Source organism: Azospirillum griseum, from assembly GCF_003966125.1.
Lineage (GTDB): Bacteria > Pseudomonadota > Alphaproteobacteria > Azospirillales > Azospirillaceae > Azospirillum > Azospirillum griseum.
Window position 1 is genome coordinate 1 of record NZ_RXMA01000043.1, and the last position, 22321, is coordinate 22321.

The 22321-nt window shown below is 69.0% G+C and carries 20 protein-coding genes and 1 pseudogene; 11 read left to right on the forward strand and 10 right to left on the reverse strand.

Going from position 1 to position 22321, the window contains the following annotated elements:
* Positions 1 to 100: 100 nt before the first annotated feature.
* The 5 genes and pseudogenes from EJ903_RS24310 to EJ903_RS24330 form a co-directional block, all read right to left on the reverse strand.
* A pseudogene (locus EJ903_RS24310) lies at positions 101 to 637 on the reverse strand (Ldh family oxidoreductase); the annotation flags it as partial.
* A gap of 49 nt (positions 638 to 686) precedes the next feature.
* Positions 687 to 1940, reverse strand: coding sequence for a threonine synthase (locus EJ903_RS24315; RefSeq protein WP_126620372.1), 1254 nt, complete (start codon positions 1938 to 1940; stop codon positions 687 to 689).
* Positions 1941 to 1944: 4 nt separating this feature from the next.
* Positions 1945 to 2856: an ABC transporter permease gene (locus tag EJ903_RS24320; RefSeq protein ID WP_126620374.1), complete on the reverse strand. Its 912-nt coding sequence runs from the start codon at positions 2854 to 2856 to the stop codon at positions 1945 to 1947.
* Complete coding sequence (locus EJ903_RS24325) at positions 2853 to 3713, reverse strand: ABC transporter ATP-binding protein (RefSeq protein ID WP_126620376.1); 861 nt, start codon at positions 3711 to 3713, stop codon at positions 2853 to 2855. The genes EJ903_RS24320 and EJ903_RS24325 overlap by 4 nt, the downstream gene beginning before the upstream one ends.
* A 4-nt stretch (positions 3714 to 3717) precedes the next feature.
* Complete coding sequence (locus EJ903_RS24330) at positions 3718 to 4764, reverse strand: ABC transporter substrate-binding protein (RefSeq protein WP_126620378.1); 1047 nt, start codon at positions 4762 to 4764, stop codon at positions 3718 to 3720.
* A 474-nt stretch (positions 4765 to 5238) separates the two neighbouring features.
* On the opposite strand from EJ903_RS24330, the gene EJ903_RS24335 reads away from it, so the two are divergent.
* From EJ903_RS24335 to EJ903_RS24385, 11 genes are all read left to right on the forward strand, one after another.
* Entirely contained in the window at positions 5239 to 5868 is a 630-nt protein-coding gene (locus EJ903_RS24335; protein WP_126620381.1) for a cysteine dioxygenase family protein, read from the forward strand.
* A gap of 7 nt (positions 5869 to 5875) precedes the next feature.
* Positions 5876 to 7510, forward strand: coding sequence for a rhodanese-like domain-containing protein (locus EJ903_RS24340; RefSeq protein ID WP_126620383.1), 1635 nt, complete (start codon positions 5876 to 5878; stop codon positions 7508 to 7510).
* 11 nt (positions 7511 to 7521) lie between these two features.
* Positions 7522 to 8523: an ABC transporter substrate-binding protein gene (locus EJ903_RS24345; protein WP_126620385.1), complete on the forward strand. Its 1002-nt coding sequence runs from the start codon at positions 7522 to 7524 to the stop codon at positions 8521 to 8523.
* A 30-nt stretch (positions 8524 to 8553) separates the two neighbouring features.
* A complete protein-coding gene (locus EJ903_RS24350; RefSeq protein WP_126620387.1) occupies positions 8554 to 9477 on the forward strand; it encodes a LysR substrate-binding domain-containing protein in 924 nt (307 codons plus the stop codon).
* A 126-nt stretch (positions 9478 to 9603) separates the two neighbouring features.
* On the forward strand, positions 9604 to 10431 hold the full coding sequence (locus tag EJ903_RS24355; RefSeq protein ID WP_126620389.1) for an ABC transporter permease subunit: 828 nt from the start codon (positions 9604 to 9606) through the stop codon (positions 10429 to 10431).
* A 6-nt stretch (positions 10432 to 10437) separates the two neighbouring features.
* Positions 10438 to 11334, forward strand: a complete 897-nt coding sequence (locus EJ903_RS24360; RefSeq protein ID WP_126620391.1) for an ABC transporter ATP-binding protein — start codon at positions 10438 to 10440, stop codon at positions 11332 to 11334.
* Between the two features lie 28 nt (positions 11335 to 11362).
* Positions 11363 to 12385 (forward strand): ABC transporter substrate-binding protein, encoded by a 1023-nt coding sequence (locus EJ903_RS24365; RefSeq protein WP_126620393.1) that lies wholly within the window; start codon positions 11363 to 11365, stop codon positions 12383 to 12385.
* A 46-nt stretch (positions 12386 to 12431) separates the two neighbouring features.
* Positions 12432 to 13556, forward strand: coding sequence for an LLM class flavin-dependent oxidoreductase (locus EJ903_RS24370; protein WP_126620395.1), 1125 nt, complete (start codon positions 12432 to 12434; stop codon positions 13554 to 13556).
* Positions 13557 to 13563: 7 nt separating this feature from the next.
* Positions 13564 to 14523, forward strand: coding sequence for a D-isomer specific 2-hydroxyacid dehydrogenase family protein (locus tag EJ903_RS24375; RefSeq protein WP_126620397.1), 960 nt, complete (start codon positions 13564 to 13566; stop codon positions 14521 to 14523).
* Positions 14524 to 14550: 27 nt separating this feature from the next.
* The gene (locus EJ903_RS24380) at positions 14551 to 15336 is read left to right on the forward strand and encodes a class II aldolase/adducin family protein (RefSeq protein WP_126620399.1); all 786 of its coding nucleotides are present in this window, start codon (positions 14551 to 14553) and stop codon (positions 15334 to 15336) included.
* 39 nt (positions 15337 to 15375) lie between these two features.
* Positions 15376 to 16605: an acyl-CoA dehydrogenase family protein gene (locus tag EJ903_RS24385; protein WP_126620401.1), complete on the forward strand. Its 1230-nt coding sequence runs from the start codon at positions 15376 to 15378 to the stop codon at positions 16603 to 16605.
* A gap of 182 nt (positions 16606 to 16787) precedes the next feature.
* Here the strand turns inward: EJ903_RS24385 and EJ903_RS24390 are convergent, their stop codons facing one another.
* The 5 genes from EJ903_RS24390 to EJ903_RS24410 all read right to left on the reverse strand — a co-directional run bounded on the left by EJ903_RS24390 (position 16788) and on the right by EJ903_RS24410 (position 22319).
* Positions 16788 to 18047 (reverse strand): SfnB family sulfur acquisition oxidoreductase, encoded by a 1260-nt coding sequence (locus EJ903_RS24390; protein WP_126620403.1) that lies wholly within the window; start codon positions 18045 to 18047, stop codon positions 16788 to 16790.
* 36 nt (positions 18048 to 18083) lie between these two features.
* Complete coding sequence (locus EJ903_RS24395) at positions 18084 to 18848, reverse strand: ABC transporter ATP-binding protein (RefSeq protein ID WP_126620405.1); 765 nt, start codon at positions 18846 to 18848, stop codon at positions 18084 to 18086.
* Positions 18849 to 18880: 32 nt separating this feature from the next.
* A complete protein-coding gene (locus EJ903_RS24400) occupies positions 18881 to 20227 on the reverse strand; it encodes an ABC transporter substrate-binding protein (protein ID WP_126620407.1) in 1347 nt (448 codons plus the stop codon).
* A 63-nt stretch (positions 20228 to 20290) separates the two neighbouring features.
* A complete protein-coding gene (locus tag EJ903_RS24405) occupies positions 20291 to 21427 on the reverse strand; it encodes a branched-chain amino acid ABC transporter permease (protein WP_246015933.1) in 1137 nt (378 codons plus the stop codon).
* 4 nt (positions 21428 to 21431) lie between these two features.
* Positions 21432 to 22319: a branched-chain amino acid ABC transporter permease gene (locus EJ903_RS24410; RefSeq protein WP_126620410.1), complete on the reverse strand. Its 888-nt coding sequence runs from the start codon at positions 22317 to 22319 to the stop codon at positions 21432 to 21434.
* Positions 22320 to 22321 lie beyond the last annotated feature (2 nt).

Sequence of the window (22321 nt, forward strand, 5' to 3'; positions counted from 1 at the left end):
GGATAACCCCAAACGACTTCCATCCAGAGTGGAACTACACCATCGCTCCCCGGGCGGAAAACAACGTACTTAATTTGGCGTGATTCCTGGTGGCGAAATCCAGCAGCAAGGGCGGGTGTCCCGGCGTGCCCGGCACCGCGACGCAGATCGGGTTGGTGCCCAGGCGTGGCCGCGCCCCGCCGTGGGGGGCCGCCAGCGGGCGGCTGGCCACGTTGACGAAGAAGATGCCGATCAGCCCGGCGGCGATGCATTGCTCGCCATAGGCCCCGACCCGTCCGATGTGGTGGGCGTTGCGCAGCGCCAGAATGGTCGCCCCGCTCCCCGTCCGGGCGCGGTCGATGGCGAGATCCGTGGCCTCCCGCGCGATCACCTGACCATAGCCGCAATCGCCGTCCACCAGCACAAAGGGCGGCGCGTCGCGCAACACGCGGGCGTGCCGGTTGGGGGTGAGATGGCCGCGCTCCAGACTGTTCCGGTAGACGGCGATCTGGCACACGCCGTGGCTGGCGTGCCCCTTGGCGTCGGCGTCCACCAGATTGGCGGCGACGGTCGCCGCCTCCACCGGGTCGCTGCCGGAGCGGCGCAGGATGGCGTCGAGCGTGGCGACGAGGCGGTCGATGCGATAGGTCGCGGTCATCAGACGGGTCCCTGAATCGGTTGGAGCCGCATCTTTGCACGCAGCGGCCTCACCGGAAGGACGCCCAGTCAATCGGCTGGTGACGGTCCAGGGCGCGGGACACCGGCGGCAACGGGTATTTCAGGCCGGTGGCGCAGTTGAACAGCACCGCGCGTTCGTCCCGGCCAACCCGCCCGTCGGCCAGCGCCTGCTTGTAGGCGGCGTAGGTCGCCGCCCCTTCCGGGCAGAGCAGGAAGCCTTCCTCCCGCGCCGCCTCGTCCAAGGCCGCTTGGATGGCGTCGTCGGTTACGGCGATGGCGAAGCCGCCGCTTTCGCGCACCGCGCGCAGGATCAGGAAATCGCCCACCGCCTGCGGCACGCGGATGCCGGAGGCCAGCGTGTGGGCGTCCTCCCAGCGCGGCGCGTGCTCCTCCCCCGCTTCCCAGGCGCGCACCATCGGGGCGCAGCCCGCCGCCTGCACCGCGACCATGCGCGGGCGCTTGGCGCCGATGAAGCCGATGGCCTCCAACTCGGCGAAGGCCTTCCACATGCCGATCAGGCCGGTGCCGCCGCCGGTGGGGTAGAAGATGACGTCGGGCAGGTCCCACCCCAGCTGTTCGGCCAGCTCCAGCCCCATCGTCTTCTTGCCTTCGATGCGATAGGGTTCCTTCAGGGTGGACACGTCGAACCAACCGACCTCCGCCTTGCCCTGGCCGACGATCTTGCCGCAATCGTCGATCAGGCCGTTGACCCGGTGGACGGCGGCCCCCTGCGCCTCGATCTCCGACACGTTCACCTCGGGCGTGTCGGCGGGGCAGAAAACGGTGGCGCGGATGCCCGCCCGGCTGGCGTAGGCCGCCAGCGCCGCCCCGGCGTTGCCGTTGGTCGGCATGGCCAGATGCGGCAGGCCGAACGCCTTGGCCATCGACACCGCCATCACCAGACCGCGCGCCTTGAACGACCCGGTGGGCAAGCGGCCCTCGTCCTTCACCAGCAGTTCGCCGCCGCCCAAGCGGGCGGACAGGCGCGGCAGCGGGACCAGCGGAGTCACCGCCTCGCCCAGGCTGACGATGTCCGCGACCCGCCGCACCGGCAGCAATTCGCGGTAGCGCCACAGATCCAGCGGGCGGGCGGCCAGCGCCTCCTTGGTCAACGTCCGCCTGACCCCGTCGAGGTCGTAGCGGACCAGCAGCGGCCTGCCCGCGCGGGACAGGTTGTGGACCGTGTCGGCCTCATAGCGTTCGCCGGTCAGCCCGCATTCCAGATGCGTGACGAAGGTCGGGCGTTCGGTGTTCAGATTGGCGTCAAAACGAACTGCGCTCATGATGTCAGCGAACCATTCCCCAGGCGCGCACGGTGCGGGCCTCAATCCATCGGAAAACAAGATTCTCAACCAGCAGCCCAATCAGAATGACGGCGGCCAGCCCGGCGAAAACCTTGTCGGTGTAAAGCTCGTTGCGGTTCTGGAAGATGAACCAGCCCAACCCGCCCTTGCCCGACGACACGCCGAACACCAGCTCCGCCGCGATCAGCGTGCGCCAGGCGAAGGCCCACCCCACTTTCAACCCGGTCAGGATGGTGGGAAAGGCGGCGGGAATCAGCAGGGTCAGGACATAACGCGGCCCGGTCAGGCCGTAATTGCGTCCGGCCATGCGCAGCGTGTCCGACACCGCCGTGAATCCGGCGTGGGTGTTCAGCGCCAGCGGCCACAGCACGGCGTGGACCAGAACAAAGGTCAGGCTGATCGATCCCAACCCGAACCACAGCATCGCCAACGGCAACAGCGCGATGGCGGGCAGCGGGTTGAACATGGAGGTCAGGGTGGACAGCAGATCGTCGCCGATCCGGGTGGACACGGCGAGCGTGGTCAGCGCCACCGCCAGCGCGACGGCGATGGCGTAGCCCTTCAGCAGCACCGACAACGACACCCAGGCCATCGTCAGCAGATCGTCGCGCAACACCGCCTCCACCAGGGCCGAGGCCATGGCGGTGAAGGTGGGGAACATCAACGGGTTGTTCTGCCACAGGGCGGCCCCCTGCCACAGCGCGGCGACCGCCACCAGCAGGACCAGACGGCGCAGCAGCGCGACCCCGGTCAGCCGTTCCCACAGCGACAGCGGGCGGGCGGCGTCGCCGATCACCCCGGCGGCGGACACGGCGCGTTCAACCTCCGGCCGCACCGGCGGGTTGGCGCGGCGAGACGGCGCGACCGCAGCGTTGGCAAGGGACAGGTCGGTCATGACGCCCCTCCGGCTACCGGCTGTTCCACCGCGTCGGCGAACAGCAGAGCGTGGATCCGCTGCGCCACCGCCTGGAAGTCCGGGCTGCCCGCCGAGGCGCGGTCGAACGCGTGGCAGTTGATTTCCGCCTTCACCCGGCCCGGATGGGGCGACAGCACCAGGATGCGGGTGCCGACCACCAGCGCCTCTTCAATCGAATGGGTGACGAACAGCATGGTGAAGCCCAGCGTGTCCCACAATTGCAGCAGTTCATCCTGCATCTTGCGGCGGGTCAGCGCGTCCAGCGCGGCAAAGGGTTCGTCCATCAACAGGATGTCCGGCTCCATCGCCAGGGCGCGGGCGATGGCGACGCGCTGCTTCATCCCGCCCGACAGCGTGTGCGGGTGGGCGTCGGCGAAACCCGACAGATTGACGGTGGCGATGGCGGCCAAGGCTCGCTCCTCCGCCTGCCGCCGCGTCGCCTTGCCGCTGGCCAGCAGCGGGAACATGACGTTCTGCTTGACCGTCTTCCAGGGCGGGAGCTGGTCGAACTCCTGAAACACCATCATGCGGTCGGGGCCGGGCCGCGTCACCGGCTGGCCGTTCAACCGGATGCTTCCCTCCACCGGCGGGAGGAAGCCGCCGACCGCCTTCAGCAGGGAGGATTTGCCGCAACCGCTCGGCCCCAGCAGGACGTAGCGTTCCCCCTTGTAAAGCTGGAAGTCCACCCGGTGGCAGGCCGTGACCAGATGGGCGCGCGTCTTGTACTGCACGGTGACGCCCGACACGTCCAACAGAGGCACCTCGGACGACGCCAGAGCGTTTGGCGCGGCGGTCGCCGCGTCGCGCAGCGTTGTGGGGCTGAACAGGGCGTTCATCGGATCAGCTCCCCGCTTCGCCGTGCAGGTCGGGGAAGAAAACATCCTTCCACGACGCCGGTTTGTTGCGGATCGCCCCGACCTTGTGCATGAAGCTGGCGAACTGTTCGACCCGCTCCGGGGCCAGGGTGTAACGGATGTCGGGATCCTTCAGCAGCGACAGCACGAAATCCCGGTCCAGATCCCCCTTGTTCTGCGCGCGATAGGCGTCAACGGCGGCCTCGGGATTGCGCTGGATCAGGGCCACCGCCTCGGCCAGCGCATCCAGGAAGGCGCGGTAGGTCTTCGGATTTTGGGTGCGGAAGGACTCCTTGGCCCAGACCAGATTGGCCGTGTGCGGCCCGCCCAGCACGTCGTAGGAGCTGAACACCTTGTGGATCTTGGGATCCTTGAGCTGAAGATACTGGAAGGGCGGGCTGGACAGGTGTCCGGTGATCTCCGACGCCCCCGACAGCAGCGCGGCCGTGGCGTCCGGGTGGGGCAACGCCACCGTCAGCCGGTCCAACGCGTCATGCTTGCCCGCGCCAAACGCCTGTTCGGCGGCGATTTGCAGAATGCGCGCCTGGACGCTGACCTTCACCGCCGGAAGCGCGATGCGGTCCTTGTCGGTGAAGTCCTTCAGGCTGCGCACCGCCGGGTTGTTGGTGGTCAGGAAGGCGGGCAGGCTGTTCAACGCCGCGATGGCGCGCACGTTGGCGCTGCCCTTGGTGCGGTCCCACACGGTCAGCAGCGGCCCAACCCCGCCCGCCGCCAGATCGATGCTGTCCGACAGCAGCGCGTCGTTCATCGCCGCCCCGCCCGACAATTGCGCCCATTCGACCTTCACATCGATGCCCTGGGCCTTGCCGTGCTGTTCGATCAGGTTGCGGTCGCGCAGGATCTGCAAGGGCAGATAGCCCAAGCCGAACTGCTCGGCGATGCGGATGGTCCCCTCCGCCGCTGCGGGCAGCGCTGTGGTCAGGACAAGGCAGGCCGCCCCCGCAAGCGCGGTGGCAAGGCGGCGCAGGCGCGCCGAACGGGAAGCGGGCGTCGGATGGCGGTGCGGCGTCATGAAGGCGTCCCCTTCAAATTTCACAAATTGGTTTTGGCGTAAATCAACCTCCACAATGTTGGACGAATGTGTTTTTTGAGTCAAACATTGTCTACAAAAATATGTGATTATAGGTTTTTATCACGCTGCGCACCGATCGCCGCTGCACGGGGGGCGCAGCCGCATGGCAATGCGCAGGCCGGGCACCGGTTGCACCCGCAAGAAAAATGGGCCTTCCCCACGCTGGGGCTTGACGCTCCGCCTTTTTCCTATTTTGCTATAGGCAATTCGACATTTTAACATCGTCGCCGCGTTCAACACCGACGATCCGCTGAACCGCACTCCACGGAACACCCCTGCGCGCCGCAGCGATGATGGTTTGCCCAGGGGCCGCGCGGTCCTGTCCCCAAACAGGATCCTCAGACAGGAGCCGTCCTGTGATCCGCCTTCTCGAACCGCTCGGCCTGGCCGAGACCTGGTAAGGACACCCCGGCCATGCCCGACAACAGTCCCTCGCCCCCCAACCTGCCGCGCCTGCGCGGCTTCATCGCCGACTTCACCCGTCTGGTGGAGCGGCACAGCGGCGACGAACCCACCATTCTGGACGCCGGTCGTGCCCTGCTGGCCGACCTGATCGCCACCGACGATTGGCTGCCCGACGCCTATGCCCAACCCGATCCGGTGCATTACCGGCAATATCTGCTGCATTGCGACCCGTATGAGCGCTTCTCCGTCGTCAGCTTCGTCTGGGGACCGGGGCAGCGGACGCCGATCCACGACCACACGGTTTGGGGCCTTGTCGGCGTCCTGCGCGGGGCGGAACGCTCCCAACGCTACGATCTTCAGGAGGCGGGCGGCCCGCCCGTCGCCTCCCCGTCCGAACTCCTGGAGGCGGGGACGGTGGAGGCGGTGTCGCCGCGCATCGGCGACGTCCACGCCATCGCCAACGCGTTGCCTGACCGGCCGTCCATCAGCATCCACGTCTATGGCGGCAACATCGGTGCTGTCCGCCGCTCGGTCTTCGATCCGTTGACCGGACAGCGCAAGCTGTTCATCTCCGGCTACGCCAACACCGCCCTGCCCAACCTGTGGGACCGTTCGCAGCCCGTCCCCCACGCCGCCTGAGGATCCCATGACCGCCGCAGCTTCTTTTGGCGCTCCCCTGGCCACCCGCCGCCCCGCCGACATCCGCCGCGCCTGGATCGAGCGCGACGAGGTCGCGTTGCTCGACGCGCGGGAGGAAGGCCCCTATTCGCTGGCCCACCCGCTGTTCGCCGTCTCCGTTCCGCTCAGCCGGGTGGAGCTGCTGGCCTACGACCTGCTGCCGCGCCGCGACGCGCCGATCACCGTCTATGACGACGGCGAGGGCTATGCCGAGCCGACCGCCCGCCGCCTGCAGGCTCTGGGTTTCCGCGACGTGACGCTGCTGGAGGGCGGGCTGGCGGGCTGGATCGCCGCCGGGTTCGAGGTCTACCGCGACGTGAATGTCCCCAGCAAAGCCTTTGGCGAGTGGGTGGAGCATCACCGTCACACCCCCTCCCTGCCAGCGGCGGAGGTCAAGGCGCTGATCGACGCCGGGAGCGATCTGGTCATCCTCGACGCCCGCCGGTTCGAGGAATACCGCACCATGTCGATCCCCGGCGGCATCAGCGTGCCGGGGGCGGAGCTGGTCAAGCGCGTCCACGACATCGCCCCCAACCCGGACACGCTGGTGGTGGTGAATTGCGCGGGCCGCACCCGTTCGATCATCGGCACCCAATCGCTGGTCAACGCCGGGATTCCCAACCGGGTCGCCGCCCTGCGCAACGGAACCATCGGCTGGACCCTGGCCGGGTTGACGCTGGACCGTGGGCGCGAGGGACGGTTCCCCGCCACCCTGTCGGCCGAGGGCGACGCCGCCGGGCGGCGGCGGGCGCGGGCGGTGGCCGACCGGGCGGACGTCCGGCGGATTGATCCGGCGGGGCTGGACCGCCTGCGCGGCGACGAGCGGCGGACGCTCCACCTGCTCGACGTGCGCACGCCGGAGGAGTATGAGGCGGGCCATCTGCCCGGCTTCCGCCACGCTGCGGGCGGCCAGCTGGTCCAGGCGACCGACGAGCATGTCGCGGTGCGCGGTGCCCGCATCGTGCTGGCCGACGATCCGGCCGGGGGCGGCGGTCCGCGCGCCGACATGACCGCCTCCTGGCTCGCCCAGCTTGGCTGGGAGGTGCATGTGCTGGAGGGCGACGTCTCCAGCCTGGGCCGCGAGAGCGGTCCCGACCGCCGCCGCCTGCCGCCGCCGCCGGAGGTGGAAGCGGGGACCATCGCGCCGCGCGACCTGCTGGCGCTGTTGGAGAATGGTGAGGCGGCGGTGATCGACCTCACCCGCAGCCCGCGCTACCGCGCCGGTCATGTTCCGGGAGCGTATTTCTCCACCCGTGCCCGACTGGCCGGACTCATCGCCAAACTGCCCAAGGGCGTGCGGCCGGTGCTGACCTGCGGCGACGGCACGCTGGCCCGCTACGCCGCCGCCGATTTCCAGGCCGCTGATTTTCCCGAGGAGCTTCGCCCGCTGCTGCTGGAAGGCGGCACCCAGGGGTGGGTCGCCGCCGGACTTCCCCTCAGCACCACGCTCGATCGGTTGGGGGACGAACCCGACGACGTCTACAAGCGCCCCTATGAGGGGACCGACAACAGCGCCGCCGCCATGCAAGGCTACATTGATTGGGAACTGGAACTGGTCGCCCAACTCCAGCGCGATGGCGCGCACAATTTCCACGTCATTTGACGGAGACCCCCATGCCACCCTTTCCCTCCTCGCTCCCGCCGCTGTCGCGCCGCCGCGCTCTCGGGCTTGGCCTGGGCCTTGGTTTCGGTCTCGGCACCGCCGGACTCCTCCCCCTGGGGCTGGCGCGGGCGGCCATTCCCCCCGGCACCGTGCTGAAGGTCGGCGACCAGAAGGGCGGCGTCCAATCGGTGATCGAGGCCGCCGGGCTTCTGTCCGACCTGCCCTATCGCATCGAATGGAGCCAGTTCCCCGCCGCCGCCCCGCTGTTGGAGGCGCTGAACGCCGGGGCCATCGAGGTCGGCTACGCCGGTGACGCGCCGACCACCTTCGCGCTGGCCGCCGGTGCGTCGGCCAAGATCATCGGCGCGGTCCGCTCCAACCCGCAGAGCACCACCATCCTGGTGCCGGGGGCGTCGCCGATCCGCAGCGTCGCCGACCTGAAGGGCAAGACCATCGGCACCGGGCGCGGCTCCATCGGCCATTATCTTGTGCTGGCGGCGCTGAAGGCCAACGGCCTGAAGCCGGACGACGTGAAGCTCGCCTTCCTGCTGCCGTCGGACGCCAAGTCGGCGCTGGCCGCCGGCTCCATCGACGCCTGGTCGAGCTGGGGCATCTATGTGTCGCAAGCGCTTCTGGTCGACGGTGCCCGCGCGGTCATCACCGGATCAGGGTTGATGAGCGGCCTGTCCTACCAATCCGCCACGCTGGAGGCGATCGCCACCAAGCGCGCGGCGTTGACCGACCTGCTCCGCCGCTTCGCCACCGCCCGGCTGTGGGCGCTGGAGAACAGCGACGCCTACGCCGGGATCTGGGCCAAGACGGTCGGCATCGATCCGGCCATCGCCCGCCACACCTTCGGCGTCGAACGGGCGCGACCGGTCGCCCTCGACGCCTCGGTCATCGCCGACCAGCAGGCGACCGCCGATGTCTGGCGGGAGTTCGGCATCATCCCGAAACGGCTGGACGCGGCGGCGATCTTCGATCCCGGCTTCAACAGCGCGTTGCCAGCCTGACGGCGCGGACGCGGCCCGAGGACGACAACGATGGCGTTGCTTCCGACCAACCTCGACATGGACGTGCTGCGGGCGCTGGTGATCGCCATGGAGCATGGCGGGTTCGCCCGCGCCGCCGAACGGCTCGGCCGGACCCAGTCGGCCATCAGCCTTCAGATGAAGAAGCTGGAGGAGCAGGTCGGTCAGCCGCTGTTCCGCAAGGTCGGCCGCACGGTGGCGTTGACCGACGCGGGCGACCTGCTGCTGGGCTACGCCCGCCGCCTCGTCGCCCTGAACGACGAGGCGCTGTCGGCCGCGCGCGGCCGGGCGATGGATGGCACGGTGCGGGTCGGCTTTCCCCAGGATTTGGCGGAACGCTGGCTCCCCGCCGTTCTCGGCTCCTTCCACCGCACCCATCCCCGCATCCATGTCGAGGCCCAGGTCGGCCGTGGCCGTGACCTGCGCGCGCGGGTGGCGCAGGGCACGCTTGATCTTGCCCTGGCCTTCGGCGAGATCGACGGCCCCGCCGCCGCGCCCCCGGGGACCGCCGCCGCAACGCTGGCCCATCTGCCGGTCGCCTGGGTGGCGGCAGACGGCTTCCGCGCCGATCCGGGCACCGATCCGGGTACGCCCGTGCCGCTGGCCCTGCTCGACGCCCCTTGCATGTTCCGTCAGCACGGCATCGAGCGGCTGGACGGCGACGGACGCCCCTGGCGCATCACCTTCACCAGCCCCAGCCTGTCCGGCCTGTGGGCGGCGGTGGAAGCCGGGCTGGGCGTGACGATCCGCACGCCGCTCGGCCTGCCCGACACGCTGACGATCCTGGAGCCGGGCCATGGCCTGCCGACCTTGGGATCGGTTCCCCTGGAACTGCACCGCGCCCCGTCGGCGGCGACCCCGGCGGTCGATCGGCTGCACGATATCCTGTCCGATTCGCTCGCGCGCCTCCTGACCGAAGCCGTCGTTCAAAAATAGCGTATTTTTTATGTTACTTAAGTTTTTCTCAACAGTGTAATTTGTGTTTTTCATTTTTCCTATTTGTTGAATAGGGATATTCTTCCACCCGCAGCCACCGAAAATCGAACGGCGTCGGGAGGAATCATGACAGCAGTCACCGCGACCAAAGGCACGGCGACCAACTCCACGGCGCAGCAGCCCCGCGCCGCAACGCTTCCGGCGGGCCTGCGCCGCTGCGCCGTGCCGCTGGCGCTGCTGGCGCTGTGGCAGATCAGCGTCGGGCTGGGCTGGATATCCACCCGCTCCATCCCCTCCCCCACCCAAATCCTGACGGCCTTCTGGGAACTGACGGTCAGCGGCGAGTTGGCGGTGCATTTGCTGGTCTCGCTCGGTCGGGTCAGCGCCGGGCTGGCCATCGGCGTGTCGGTCGGCACGGTCTGCGCCCTGATCGCCGGTTTGTCGCGCCGTGGCGAAGACGCGCTCGACGCCCTGTTGCAGATGCTGCGCACCTTGCCCCATCTGGCCCTGGTCCCGCTGTTCATCCTGTGGTTCGGCATCGGCGAGACGCCCAAGATCGCCCTGGTGGCGTTGGGGACCGCCTTCCCGATCTATCTGAACCTGTTCGCGGGCATCCGCACCGTCGACGCCAAGGTGGTGGAGGCGGTCTCCACGCTGGGTCTGACCCGGCGGGAGCTGATCGGCCTGGTCATCCTGCCCGGTGCCCTGCCCTCCTTCCTGACCGGGCTGCGCTACGCGCTCGGCGTCGCCTGGCTCAGCCTGGTGGTGGGGGAGCAGATCAACGCCTCCAGCGGCATCGGCTATCTGGCGATGACCGCGCGGGAGTTCCTGCGCACCGACGTGATCATCGTCGCCCTGATCGTCTACGCCATCCTTGGCCTTCTCGCCGATCTGATCGTCCGCGTCATCGAACGCTCGGCGCTGGTCTGGCGCCCCGCCTTCATCAAGGAGTGATCCTCCATGAGCCTCACCCCGACCCAAACTCCGACCCAAGTTCAGGCCCAAGCTCCGACCGTCTCCCCGTCCGATGCCAAGCCGGTCGTCAGCGTCCGTGGCCTCGTCCGCAATTTCGGCAGCGGCAATGTGCTGGACGGCCTGTCGCTCGACCTCCAACCGGGATCCTTCACCGCCCTGCTCGGCCGGTCCGGCTGCGGCAAATCCACCCTGCTGCGCACGCTGGCGCGGCTGGATCCGGCGCCGGAGGGTGCGGTGGATTTGCCGGAGCAGCGCGCGGTGGTGTTCCAGGAACCGCGACTGGTTCCGTGGATGCGGGTTCTGCGCAACGTCACGCTCGGCCTGCGCCACCCCGACGCCGAACAGCGCGGTCTTGCCGCGTTGGCGGAGGTCGGGCTGTCCCACCGCGCCCGCGCCTGGCCGCTGACCCTGTCGGGGGGCGAGGCGCAGCGGGCGGCGTTGGCCCGCGCCCTGGTCCGCGAACCGCGCCTGCTGCTGCTCGACGAGCCTTTCGCCGCGCTGGACGCCTTGACCCGGCTGCGCATGCAGGGGCTGGTCGAAACGCTGTGGCGCGCCCATGCCCCCGCCGTCCTGCTGGTGACGCACGACGTCGACGAGGCGCTGTTGCTGGCCGACCGCGCCGTGGTGATGGCGAATGGCCGGATCGCCGCCGACATCCCGATCCCGCTCGCCCGCCCGCGCCGCCATGGCGATCCCGGCTTCATCGCCTTGCGGTCCCGCCTGTTGGCCGAACTGGGCGTCGATGAAGAGCATCTGGCCGCGCGCGAGCCGCAACCCGCCGAACCCCGGACGGCGACCGGCGCTGCGGGGACCATCGGGGCAACTCCGGGGCCGGGTGGCTTCGGCCTGCCCGCCGGTGCCGCCGCCGCCCCCAGCCTGTGATCCTCTCCTCCGACGGACCCCACCCGCCATGACGACCGATCTCCTCCGCCATCCCCCCGCCCCCATCGGTCGCCGCGCCCTGTTGCGCGGTGCCGCCGGGGCCTGCGGCACGCTGGCGCTGGGTGGCCTGCCGCTGACCGCGCACGCCGCCTCCGGCCCGACGCCCGAAACCATTCTGCGCATCGCCGATTACAAGGCGCTGGACGGGTTGGCGCTGGACGCGTCCGGCAACGCCCCGTCCCCCCACCGCTCGCGGTTCGCCGAATTCGCCTCGGGCAACCTGATCGTCGAGGCGATCAACGCCGGTTCCATCGACATCGGATCGAGCAGCGAGATCCCGCCCGCCTTCGGCGTCGCCGCCGGTGCCCGCCTGTCCATCGTCGCCGTCGTGAAAGACGATGTGAACTGGCAGGTGGTGTTGGTGCCGCCGGACAGCCCGATCCGCTCGGTGGCCGATCTCAAGGGCAAGCGCGTCGGCTATGTCCGCGCCACCACCACGCACTATTACCTGGCCAAGATGCTGGGCGAGGTCGGCCTGCGTTTCACCGACATCCAGCCGATCAGCCTGACGCCGTCGGAAGGCCAAGCCGCCTTCGAACAGGGCGCGCTCGATGCCTGGGCGATCTATGGCTATTCGGTGCCCTTCGCCATCAAGAAAGGGGCGCGGGTGCTGATCACCTCCAACGGCTATCTGTCGGGCAACTATCTGTACCTCGCCTCGCCCGACGCGCTGGCCGATCCGGGCAAGTCCGCCGCCATCGGCGATTATTTCCTGCGGTTGCGCCGCGCCTTCGCCTGGCGCGCCGCCAATCTGGAGGCGTGGGCCAAGGTTCATTCCGCCGCCATCGGCGTGCCGTTCGACACCGATCTGGAGATCCTGCGCAAGAACTCACGCCAACGCGATCTGGCCCCCATCACCGACGCCGACGTCGCGTCGGCCCAGAACGTCGCCGACACCTTCCATCAGTTGGGCGTGCTGCCGAAGCGGATCGACATCGCCCCAGCCTTCGACCGCCGCTTCACCGACATCCTGTCGCGTCCGCTCGGCTGAGCCGCCGCCGCCATCCCTCGCCAGCCAAAAACAGGGGAACACCGCCATGACCGCGACCCACAGCACCGCCGCCCATCCGCTCCGCTTCGTCGGCTTCGTCGGCAATCACAACGCGTCGGAGATCATCCCGCGCCAAGGCCCGGTGGTGGACCGCGATTACATCGAGACGACGGCCAAAGCGCACGAGCTGGGCGGCTTCGATTCCGTGTTGCAAGCCTTCCACGCCGACGCGCCCGACAGCCTCCAGATCAGCCAGCACATCACCAGCGTCACCGACCGGTTGGGCGTGCTGATCGCCCATCGTCCCGGCTTCCAGGCCCCGACCATCCTGGCCCGCCAATTCGCCACGCTCGACCAGTTGAGCCGTGGCCGCGTCGCCATCAACGTCATCACCGGGGCCGAGCGCAGCGAGCTGGCCCGCGACGGCAACGTCGTGGAGGACAAGGACGACCGTTACGCCCGCACCTCCGAATTCCTCGACATCGTCCGCGCCGAATGGACCAGCGACACGCCCTTCGACTATGAGGGCAAATATTACCACGTCGAAAAGGCGATCTCCCAGGTGAAGCCCTACAACCCGTCGGGCATCCCGGTGTGGATCGCGGGCGCGTCGGACGCCGCTGTCGCGGTGGCCGGACGTCATGCCGACACCTATGCGGTGTGGGGCGAAACCCACGATCAGGTGCGCGAACTGCTGGCCCGCGTGCGCGCCGCCGTCGCCAAGGCGGGGCGTCCGCAACCGGCCTTCAGCCTGTCGCTGCGCCCGATCCTGGCCGACACCGAGGAGGCCGCCTGGGCCAAGGCCGACGCCATCTATGAAAAGGCCAAGGCGCTGCTCGACAAGACCGGCTTCAGCCGTGGCCCCCTGCCCAACAACGAAGGCGCCCGCCGCTTGCTGGCCATCGCCGACAAGGGCCATCGCCACGACAAGCGCCTGTGGACCGCCATCGCCAGCCTGACCGGCGCGAAAGGCAACTCCACCTCGCTGGTCGGCACCCCGGATCAGGTGGCCGACGCCCTGCTCGACTATTACGATCTCGGCGTCACCACCTTCCTGATCCGTGGCTTCGACCCGCTGCCCGACGCCATCGCCTATGGCCGGGACCTGCTGCCCCGCGTCCGCCAGCTTGTGGCCGAACGCCAGCGCGCCCAAGCCGTCGCGGCGGAGTGACCGCAAGGTGGCGATCCCTTCCCCGGTGATCCTCAACCAGCTTGGGCCTGTGGTGGGCGCGCGCCTCGCCGTCCACCCCAGTCGGCCCACCGTGTGGGAGCATGAGCCGGGCCGTGCCCCCTGGGACCTGCCGACCGGGGTCGACGTGCTGCTGACCCGCCCGTTGATCGGGTGGGACGCCGCGCCCTCGGCCCCGCCGCACGGCTGGGGCGACGGCCTGCGCTGGATCCAATCGGCTTCGACCGGGATGGATTTCTATCCGCCCTGGCTGCTGGAGGGTCGGCGAACCGTCACCTGCGCCCGTGGCGTCTCGGCGGAGGCCATCGCCGATTATGTGATGACCGCCATCCTCGCCTTCGAAAAGCGTTGGGACGCCATCCGCCTGCGCGGGCCGGAGGACTGGCGGCGCGAGACGCTGGGCAGCCTGTCCGGCAAACGGCTGGGTCTGGTCGGTTTCGGGGCCATCGGCCGGGCGGTGGCCGAGCGGGCGCGCGCCTTCGGTTTGGTGGTCGGCGCGGTTCGCCGCTCCGGCTGGGCGCAGCCGGAACCGGGTGTGGACCCGTTCGAGCGGCTGGAGGATTTGGCGGCGGCCAGCGACCATCTGGTCCTGGCCCTGCCGCTGACCGCCACCACCCACGGGTTGATCGGGGCCGGGCTGCTGGCCCACGCCAAACCGGGGCTGCATCTGGTCAACGTCGCGCGCGGCGCGCTGCTCGACCAGGATGGGTTGCTCGCCGCCCTCGACAGCGGTCGGATCGCCGGGGCCACGTTGGACGTCACCGACCCGGAACCGTTGCCGACCGGCCATCCCTTCTACAGACATCCCGCCATCCGGCTGACCCCGCACGTCTCATGGTCCAGCCCCGACGTCGATCGGCGGCTGGCCGACCGCGTCCTTGCCAACCTTGACGCCTATGTCCGTGGCGAACCGCTGCGCGACGTGGTGGACGCCGACACCGGCTATTGATCCCCTTTCTCGACGGAGTCCGTTTCGATGACCCACATCTCCCCCAGGCCGCGCAAGTTCTGGCCGCCGGTCGATCCGGTCAGCCACACCAGCGTGGAAGAGGAGCGGCAGCACCGCAAGCAGCGGCTCGCCGCCACCTTCCGCCTGTTCGGCCGTTACGGCTTTGATCAGGGCTTGGCCGGTCACGTCACCGCGCGGGACCCGGAACATCCCGACCGCTTTTGGATCAACCCGCTGGGCCAACATTTCCGCACCATCCGGGTGTCGGACCTGCATCTGGTCGATGGCGACGGCACCATCCTCCACGGCGACCGCGCCATCAACCAGGCCGGTTTCACCATCCATTCGGCCATCCATCGGGCGCGGCCCGATGTGATCGCCGCCGCCCACACCCATTCGACCTATGGCAAGGCGTGGTCGGCGTTGGGCCTGCCGCTCGCCCCGCTCAGCCAGGACGCCGCCGCCTTCTACGAGGATCAGGTGATCTTCGACCCCTATTCCGGCGTCGTCCTGACCGAGGGCGAAGGCAAGCGGCTGGTGGAGTCGCTGGGGGACAAAAAGTTGGCGATCCTGAAGAATCACGGGCTGCTGACCGTCGGCCCAAGCGTGGAGGCGGCGGCCTGGTGGTTCATCAGCGCCGACAACGCCGCCCACACCCAATTGCTGGCGGAGGCCGCCGGACGGCCCCAGCCCATCGACCACGAAACCGCGTTGCTGACCCGCTCGCAGGTCGGCAGCCACCAGGGTGGTGCGTACAACTTCCACCCGCTGTGGGAATGGATCGTCGCGGCCGAACCCGACCTGCTCGACTGACCCCGCCCTTCCGGCGCACCAACTGCGGAGCCACCCGCCATGCCCCTCGACACCCCGTCCCTTGCAGCCGCCCCCTTCGGCGGGAGCGACGATGCGCCACTGACCGATCCGTCGTTGGCCGATCCGTCGCTGATCACCGCGCTGGCGGCGGCGTTCGCGCGGCGCGCCGCCGAGCATGACGCCGCCGCCAGCTTCCCGTTCGAGAACATCGACCGGTTGCACGTGGCGGGGCTGCTGGCGTTGGTGGCCCCGCCCTCGGCGGGCGGCGGCGGCGGCGGGCTGACCGACGCGTTGGCGGTGGTGAACGGGATCGCGCGGGGCGAGCCGTCCACCGCCTTGGTTCTGGTGCTGCATTACGTCATCCACAGCCAGCTCCATCGCGGCCCCGCCTGGCCGGAAGCCCTGCGCGAGCGCATCGCCCGCTCCGCCGCCACCGATGGCGGCCTCATCAACATCCTGCGGGTGGAACCGGAGCTGGGCACGCCCCACCGTGGTGGCCTGCCCGCCAGCGTGGCGCGCAAGGTCCCGGGTGGCTGGCGGATCTCCGGCACCAAGATTTACTCCACCGGCATCCCGGCGCTGTCCTGGCTCGGCGTCTGGGCGCGCACCGACGAGGCCGAACCCCGGGTCGGCATCTGGGTGGTTCCGCGCGGCAGCGGTCTTGCGGCGCAAGGCATCGAGGTGCGCGAAACCTGGAACCACATCGGCATGCGCGCCAGCGGAAGCCACGAGGTGGTGTTCAAGGACGTCTTCGTGCCGGACGATCACGCCGGAGAGCTGCGCCCGCCCGCCGATTGTCCGGCACCCGATCCGGCCGCCACCGCCTGGATGGCCACCCTGTTCAGCGGCGTCTATGACGGCATCGCCCGCTCGGCCCGCGACTGGCTGGTCAGCTTCCTGCACGCCCGCAAACCGACCGCTCTGGGCGGGGCGTCGCTGGCGACGGTCCCCCGCCTGCAGGAGGCGTTGGGCGGCATCGAAGCGCTGCTGCTGACCAACCGCGTGCTGCTGCGCTCCCTGTCGGCGGCGGTGGATGGCGGCACCCCGCCCGCCTCCAGCGACAGCCTGCTGATCAAACACACCGTCACCAGCAACGCCATCGACGCGGTGGCGCGGGCGCTGGAGATCACCGGCAATCCCGGCCTGTCGCGCGACAACCCGCTGGAACGCCATCACCGCGATGTGCTGTGCGCCCGCGTCCATACGCCCCAAAGCGACATGATCCTGTCCGGTGCCGGTCGCGCCGCCCTGGCCGGTGGTCGGCTCTGATCAACCCACGGGTGGTTTCCGGCACGGTGGGGGTGCTCCTGCAAACGCGGGTGGCTTTTTCACGCAGAACTGCGGACGCACAATGACCTTGCCCCGGTGCCGTCAACGCGCGTTGTCGGCACGGGCCCCGAACGCCAGATGCCCCATGTCTGTCAAAGGGCAGCTGGCGTCGGGCCGCTGGGTCAGCTCCAGGCGTGCAGCGGCGGGTTGACGCCGTTCAGGGCGTGGTTGCCGAGGATGGCGTATTTCCAGCGCACCGGATCGTGCAGGGTGTGGGTGCGGGCGTTGCGCCAATGGCGATCCAGATTGTGGTCGGCCAGGGTGGAGCGGGTGCCCGCCAGTTCGAACAGCGTGCTGCTGGCCTCCAGCGCGATTTCGGTGCTGAGGATCTTGGCCTCGGCCACCGCCAACTGCGCGGCGGCGACCGTGTCGGCGTTGGGGCTGGCCACGGCGACGTCCACCGCGCGCCCGGCCTTGTCCTGCAACGCCTCCGCCGCGTGCAGGCGCAGCGTCAGACGGCCCACCGCCTGGATGGTGTAGGGATCGTCCGACGCCCGATCCTGCCCGCTGTCCACCCACGGGCGGCTGCGGGTGCGCACAAACTCGATGGCGTCGCGGATCGCCGCCTCGGCGATGCCGTTGTCCACCGCCACCTGAATGATCTGGAAGATCGCGCCGTCAGCGGTCGGCGTTTCATAGCCCTTGTAACCGGGGACCAGATGGGTTTTCGGCACCTTGACCTTGTCCAGGATCACCGTGCCGCTGGCGGTGGTGCGCTGACCGAAGCCGGACCAATCGTCGATCACCGTCAGGCCGGGGGCGTTGCGGTCGGCGATGGCGTACCAGGCCCGCCCCTCGTCATCCACCGCGACGATGGGGACGAGATGGGCCAGCAGCGCCCCGGTGGAGTAGAATTTCCGCCCGCTGACGACCACATGGTCGCCCCCGTCGGTGAAGCGGGTGGCAAAATCGACCGCGCGCTTGGTCCCGAACTCGGAAAAGGCGTTGCCGAAGCGCACGCCCTTCAGCACCTCGCCGAACAGCAGGCTCTGCTGCGCCAGGTCCGACACGGTGCGGATGGCGGCGACCACGCCGAGATGATTTTGCGAGATCTGCGACAGCGACGGATCCGCCGCCGCCACGATCTGCACCACCTTGGACAGGGTGGCGTAGGACACCTCCGGCCCGCCAAAGGCCTTGGGCACGTTGATCGACCACAGTCCGCTCTGCGAAAAGGCATCCAGCTCCGCCACCGGCAGGATGCGCTCGCGGTCGCGCTTGGCCGCTCCGGCGATGACGTCGCGGGCCAGCGCCTGGGCCACCGCGATGGCTTCGGCATCGTCCCGGATGATGTGGGCGGGGGTGGGCGGGCGCGGCAGGCCGGGCACACCCGGCGGGGTGGCGGCCTGAGCGGCGGGGGTGTCGAGGACGGCAACGCTCATGGTGGTGATTCCTTGTCGTTGAGGTGTGGAAGGCGGTCAGGCGGCGGCACCAAGACCGACGCCGAGGTAAAACGCCTTGATGTCGTCACGGTCGCGCAGGGCGTCCGCCGCGCCGTCCAGCACCGTGCGTCCATTCTCCAGAACGGCGGCACGGTGGGCGTGGCGCAGCGCAACGGTGGAGTTCTGTTCGGCCACCAGCAGGGTCAGGCCCTCGTCCCGGTTCAGCGCGGTCAGGGCGGCGAAGATGCTCTCGACCACCAGCGGGGCGAGGCCCATCGACGGTTCGTCGAGCACCAGCAGGCGGGGCCGCGCCATCAGCGCCCGCCCGATGGCGGTCATCTGCTGTTCCCCGCCGGAGGTCAGACCGGCCAGACTGCCGCGCCGGTCGCGCAAACGGGGAAACAGGGTGTAGACGCGCTCCAGCTCGCGCCGCAGCGCCGCCCGGCTCCAACCGCGCGCCTGACCGCCGACGATCAGATTGTCTTCGACGCTGAGGGAGCGGAAGCAGTGCCGCCCCTCCAGCACCTGGACCAGCCCGGCGCGCACCAGCTCTGCCGGACTGCGCTGGGCGATGTCCTCGCCGTCGTAGCGGATGCGCCCGGCGGTGATCTGGCCGCGTTCGGCGGCGAGCAAACCGCACAGCGCCTTCAGCGCCGTGGTCTTGCCCGCCCCGTTCGCGCCCAGAAGCGCCACGATCTCCCCGGTCCGCACGGTCAGGTTCACCCCCGACAGCGCCCGGATGGCGTGGTTGTAGGTCGCTTCGACCCCATCCACCGACAACAGAACCTCGCGGATCGTCATGATCGTGGCGCTCCCTTTTGCGGCGGCGTCGGTCAGTTGCTGGCGTCTTCGGCGGCGGGATCGCGCACCGTGATGCCGTGTTGGGCGGCGTAGGCCAGCGAGGATTTTTCGATGATCGGGCGCAGCAACGCCCAATCCGGCGCGATCCAGTCCGACACCACCTTCCACTTGGCCCCATCCCATTGCTGGAAGGTCACGCGCCCTTCACCCTCGTGGTTGGCGACGGTGACGTTGATGGAATGGAACAGGCCCTTGGCCCCCAGCGCCTCCACCCGCTTGGGATCGAGCCGCAGATGCTCGAAGCCCCACCGCACCTCGTCGCCGGTCAGGGTGCGCTTGCCGAACTTCTCCTGGGCGATGCGCACCGCCTCCACGTTCAGGATGCCGTTCACGATGCCGAGGTTGTGATAGACGCTGCCGACGCGCTTCTTGTCGTCCAGATTGCCCTTGCCCGCGCCATAGACCGTCTTGACGATCTCCTGGAGCACCGGGTAATCGGCCCCCGACGCCTGGGTGGTGATGGCGGTGTAGCCCTTGGCCGCGTCACCCGCCGGGATCACATCCTCTTCGGAGTTGGACCAGACGTTGCCGATGATGCGGTCGGCGGGAAAGCCGACCTTCTGCGCCGTCTTCAACGCCACCGGGTTCATCACGCCCCAGCCGCGCAGCACGACGTAATCGGGCTTGCTGCGGCGGATCGACAGCCATTGCGATTGCTGCTCGTTGCCCGGATGCGGAACCTCGATCTGTTCGGCGGTGAAGCCGTATTTCTCGGCCAGCAACTGGTAGATCGGGATGGTTTCCTTGCCATAGGGCGAGCCGTGATACAGCACGGCGATCTTCTTGCCCTTCAGCTTGTCCAGCCCGCCTTCGCGCGCGGCGATGTAGTTCACGATGCCCGAGCTTTCGCTGTAGGGGTTCAGCAGCAGCGGGAAGACATGCTTGAACACCCGGCCGTCGGTGCTGTCGGTGCGGCCATGGTTGACGGTGATGAGCGGCACCTTGTCGCGCGCGATGTCGTCGATCATGGCGTAGGCGATGCCGACCGACAGCGGGTTCCAGGCCGCCACGCCGGTCTTGCTCTTCTGACGCTTGTAGCATTCGACGCCGCGTTCGACCTCATACTGGGTTTCGCACTCGTCCCAGGTCAGCTTGACGCCGTTCACCCCGCCGTCGCGGGTGTTGATGAGGTTGAGATAGTCGATGAAGCCGCCGAAAAAGCCGGTTCCACCGGCGGCGTAGGGGCCGACGCGGTAGCTTTGCAGCGGGAAATACTGCTCATCCGCATGGGCGGCGGCGGGCAGGAGCGACGCACCGGCCAGCAGCGCGCCGAACAGGGCGGCTTTTGCGGACAAGGCGAGGGTGTGCGGACGCGACATTCGGATGTCTCCGTTGGGTGTCAGGGTGAGGAATTGGACGGGTTGGGAGGGGTACGGGCGGCCTCAGACCGACCGGTTGGAACCGGAGCGGGGACAGAGGCGCGAACAGAGGGCGGTCAGGCGACCGGCAATCCGGTGCCACAGCCGATCCAGAAGGGCCGACAGCCCCGCCGGTTCGGCGATCAGAAAGGCGATGATCAGCAGCCCCAGAACGATGCGCTGGCTCATTTCCAGCACGCCGCTGTCGAACAGGCCGCCGAGCAGGGTTTCGCCCAGACGGGCCAGCGCCAGCGGAAAGACGACGATCAGCGCCGCCCCCAGAAAGGCCCCGCGCAACGACGCCAGTCCGCCGATGATGACGATGAAGAGGATTTGAAAGGAGCGGTCGAGGTTGAAGCCCGCCGGTTCCACCGTGCGCAGATAGGCGAAGGCCCACAACACCCCGGCCACCCCGATGATGAAGGAGGACACGGCGAAGGCCAGCAGCTTCAGGCGCAGCACCGGCAGGCCGATGACCCGCGCGGCGGTTTCATGGTCGCGCAGGGCGGCCAGGGCGCGGCCGGTCGGGCTGTCCACCAGACGCCACACCACCAGCGTCACCACGCTGACCACGCTGAGGCCGAAGAGGTAGCGGCCAACCGACCCGTCGAGCGCCAGCCCCGCCACCGACAGCGGCGGCACGGTGACGATGCCCGACGGGCTGTTGTTGGAAAACCACCCCACCTTGTTGAACACCCACTGCACGAAGAATTGCGCGGCCAGGGTGGAGACGGCGAGGTAAAAACCGCGCAGGCGCAGGCTGGGCAGGCCGAACACCAGCCCCACCGCCGCCGCCACCAGACCGGCCAGCAGGATGTCCACGACAAAGGGAAGCTCCGGCAGCCGCAGGGACAGGTTGAAGGCGGCGTAGGCCCCCACCGCCATGAAGGCGGCGGATCCAAGCGAGACCTGTCCGGCGTAGCCGGTCAGGATGTTCAACCCCAGACCGGCCAGCGCCAGGGCCAGAAACGGGGTGAGGATGGCGTCGAACAGATATTCGCTGCCCACCAGCGGCAGCAGCCCGAAGGCCACCGCCAGCAGCAGGCCAACGCCCAGCGCGGTGGGGGAAGGCCGAACCATTCCCCGGCGCGCCGTCGGCGCGGTCCGGTTCGGTCCCGCCGCGTTCGGCGGAACGGGCTTGTCGAGCGCGAGATCGGTCATGGTGTCACACCCTTTCCACCGGCTTGGCACCGAACAGGCCGGCGGGCCGGATCAACAGGAAGCCCAGGGCGGCGACGTAGGCGATCCAGCCCTCGATCCCGCCGCCGACCAGCGGCCCGGCATAGACCTCCGCCAGCTTCTCCACCGCGCCGACGATCAGGCCGCCGACGATGGCCCCGGCGATGGAATCGAAGCCGCCCAGCACCAGCACCGGCAACGCCTTCAGCACCACCAGCGACAAGGAGAACTGCACGCCCAGCCGCGCCCCCCACAGCAGCCCGGCGACCAGCGCGACCACACCGGAGGCCGTCCACACCGCCGTCCAGATGCGATCCAGGCTCAACCCCACCGCCAGCGCCGCCAGCGGATCGTCGGCGACGGCGCGAAAGCCCAGGCCGATGCGGGTGTAGCGGAAGAACAGGGTCAGCCCGGCCACCATCGCCCCGGCCACCGCCGCCGCGAACAGATCGAAGGTGCTGATCAGAACCCCGCCAATCTCCAGCGGCAAATCATCGATCCCCAGATCCAGCCCATGGACCTGCGTGCCCCACAGCAGTTGCGCGGCCCCTTCGATGACGTAGGACACGCCCAGCGTCGCCATGAACAGGGTGATCGGTGGTTGGTTGACCAGCGGGCGCAGCACCGTGCGTTCGATCAGCGCGCCGATGGCGGTCATCGCCGCCAGCGTCAGCGCAATCCCGGCCCAGAAGGGCAAGCCGCGTTCGGTCAGGCTGACAAAGGTGAGGGCGGCGAACAGCAGCAGCGCGCCCTGCGCGAAATTCAGCACACCGGAGGTTTTGTAGATCAGGACAAAACCGATGGCGACCAGGGAGTACATCACCCCCGACAGCAGACCGCCGACCAGCACCTCGGTGAAAAAGGACCAATCCATCG

What these genes read in the sequence shown, in the direction of transcription:
- EJ903_RS24315 (WP_126620372.1), bottom strand. Translation starts at nt 1,940, where the DNA reads ATGAGCGCAGTTCGTTTTGACGCCAATCTGAACACCGAACGCCCGACC.
- EJ903_RS24320 (WP_126620374.1), bottom strand. Translation starts at nt 2,856, where the DNA reads ATGACCGACCTGTCCCTTGCCAACGCTGCGGTCGCGCCGTCTCGCCGC.
- EJ903_RS24325 (WP_126620376.1), bottom strand. Translation starts at nt 3,713, where the DNA reads ATGAACGCCCTGTTCAGCCCCACAACGCTGCGCGACGCGGCGACCGCC.
- EJ903_RS24330 (WP_126620378.1), bottom strand. Translation starts at nt 4,764, where the DNA reads ATGACGCCGCACCGCCATCCGACGCCCGCTTCCCGTTCGGCGCGCCTG.
- EJ903_RS24335 (WP_126620381.1), top strand. Translation starts at nt 5,239, where the DNA reads ATGCCCGACAACAGTCCCTCGCCCCCCAACCTGCCGCGCCTGCGCGGC.
- EJ903_RS24340 (WP_126620383.1), top strand. Translation starts at nt 5,876, where the DNA reads ATGACCGCCGCAGCTTCTTTTGGCGCTCCCCTGGCCACCCGCCGCCCC.
- EJ903_RS24345 (WP_126620385.1), top strand. Translation starts at nt 7,522, where the DNA reads ATGCCACCCTTTCCCTCCTCGCTCCCGCCGCTGTCGCGCCGCCGCGCT.
- EJ903_RS24350 (WP_126620387.1), top strand. Translation starts at nt 8,554, where the DNA reads ATGGCGTTGCTTCCGACCAACCTCGACATGGACGTGCTGCGGGCGCTG.
- EJ903_RS24355 (WP_126620389.1), top strand. Translation starts at nt 9,604, where the DNA reads ATGACAGCAGTCACCGCGACCAAAGGCACGGCGACCAACTCCACGGCG.
- EJ903_RS24360 (WP_126620391.1), top strand. Translation starts at nt 10,438, where the DNA reads ATGAGCCTCACCCCGACCCAAACTCCGACCCAAGTTCAGGCCCAAGCT.
- EJ903_RS24365 (WP_126620393.1), top strand. Translation starts at nt 11,363, where the DNA reads ATGACGACCGATCTCCTCCGCCATCCCCCCGCCCCCATCGGTCGCCGC.
- EJ903_RS24370 (WP_126620395.1), top strand. Translation starts at nt 12,432, where the DNA reads ATGACCGCGACCCACAGCACCGCCGCCCATCCGCTCCGCTTCGTCGGC.
- EJ903_RS24380 (WP_126620399.1), top strand. Translation starts at nt 14,551, where the DNA reads ATGACCCACATCTCCCCCAGGCCGCGCAAGTTCTGGCCGCCGGTCGAT.
- EJ903_RS24385 (WP_126620401.1), top strand. Translation starts at nt 15,376, where the DNA reads ATGCCCCTCGACACCCCGTCCCTTGCAGCCGCCCCCTTCGGCGGGAGC.
- EJ903_RS24390 (WP_126620403.1), bottom strand. Translation starts at nt 18,047, where the DNA reads ATGAGCGTTGCCGTCCTCGACACCCCCGCCGCTCAGGCCGCCACCCCG.
- EJ903_RS24395 (WP_126620405.1), bottom strand. Translation starts at nt 18,848, where the DNA reads ATGACGATCCGCGAGGTTCTGTTGTCGGTGGATGGGGTCGAAGCGACC.
- EJ903_RS24400 (WP_126620407.1), bottom strand. Translation starts at nt 20,227, where the DNA reads ATGTCGCGTCCGCACACCCTCGCCTTGTCCGCAAAAGCCGCCCTGTTC.
- EJ903_RS24405 (WP_246015933.1), bottom strand. Translation starts at nt 21,427, where the DNA reads ATGACCGATCTCGCGCTCGACAAGCCCGTTCCGCCGAACGCGGCGGGA.
- EJ903_RS24410 (WP_126620410.1), bottom strand. Translation starts at nt 22,319, where the DNA reads ATGGATTGGTCCTTTTTCACCGAGGTGCTGGTCGGCGGTCTGCTGTCG.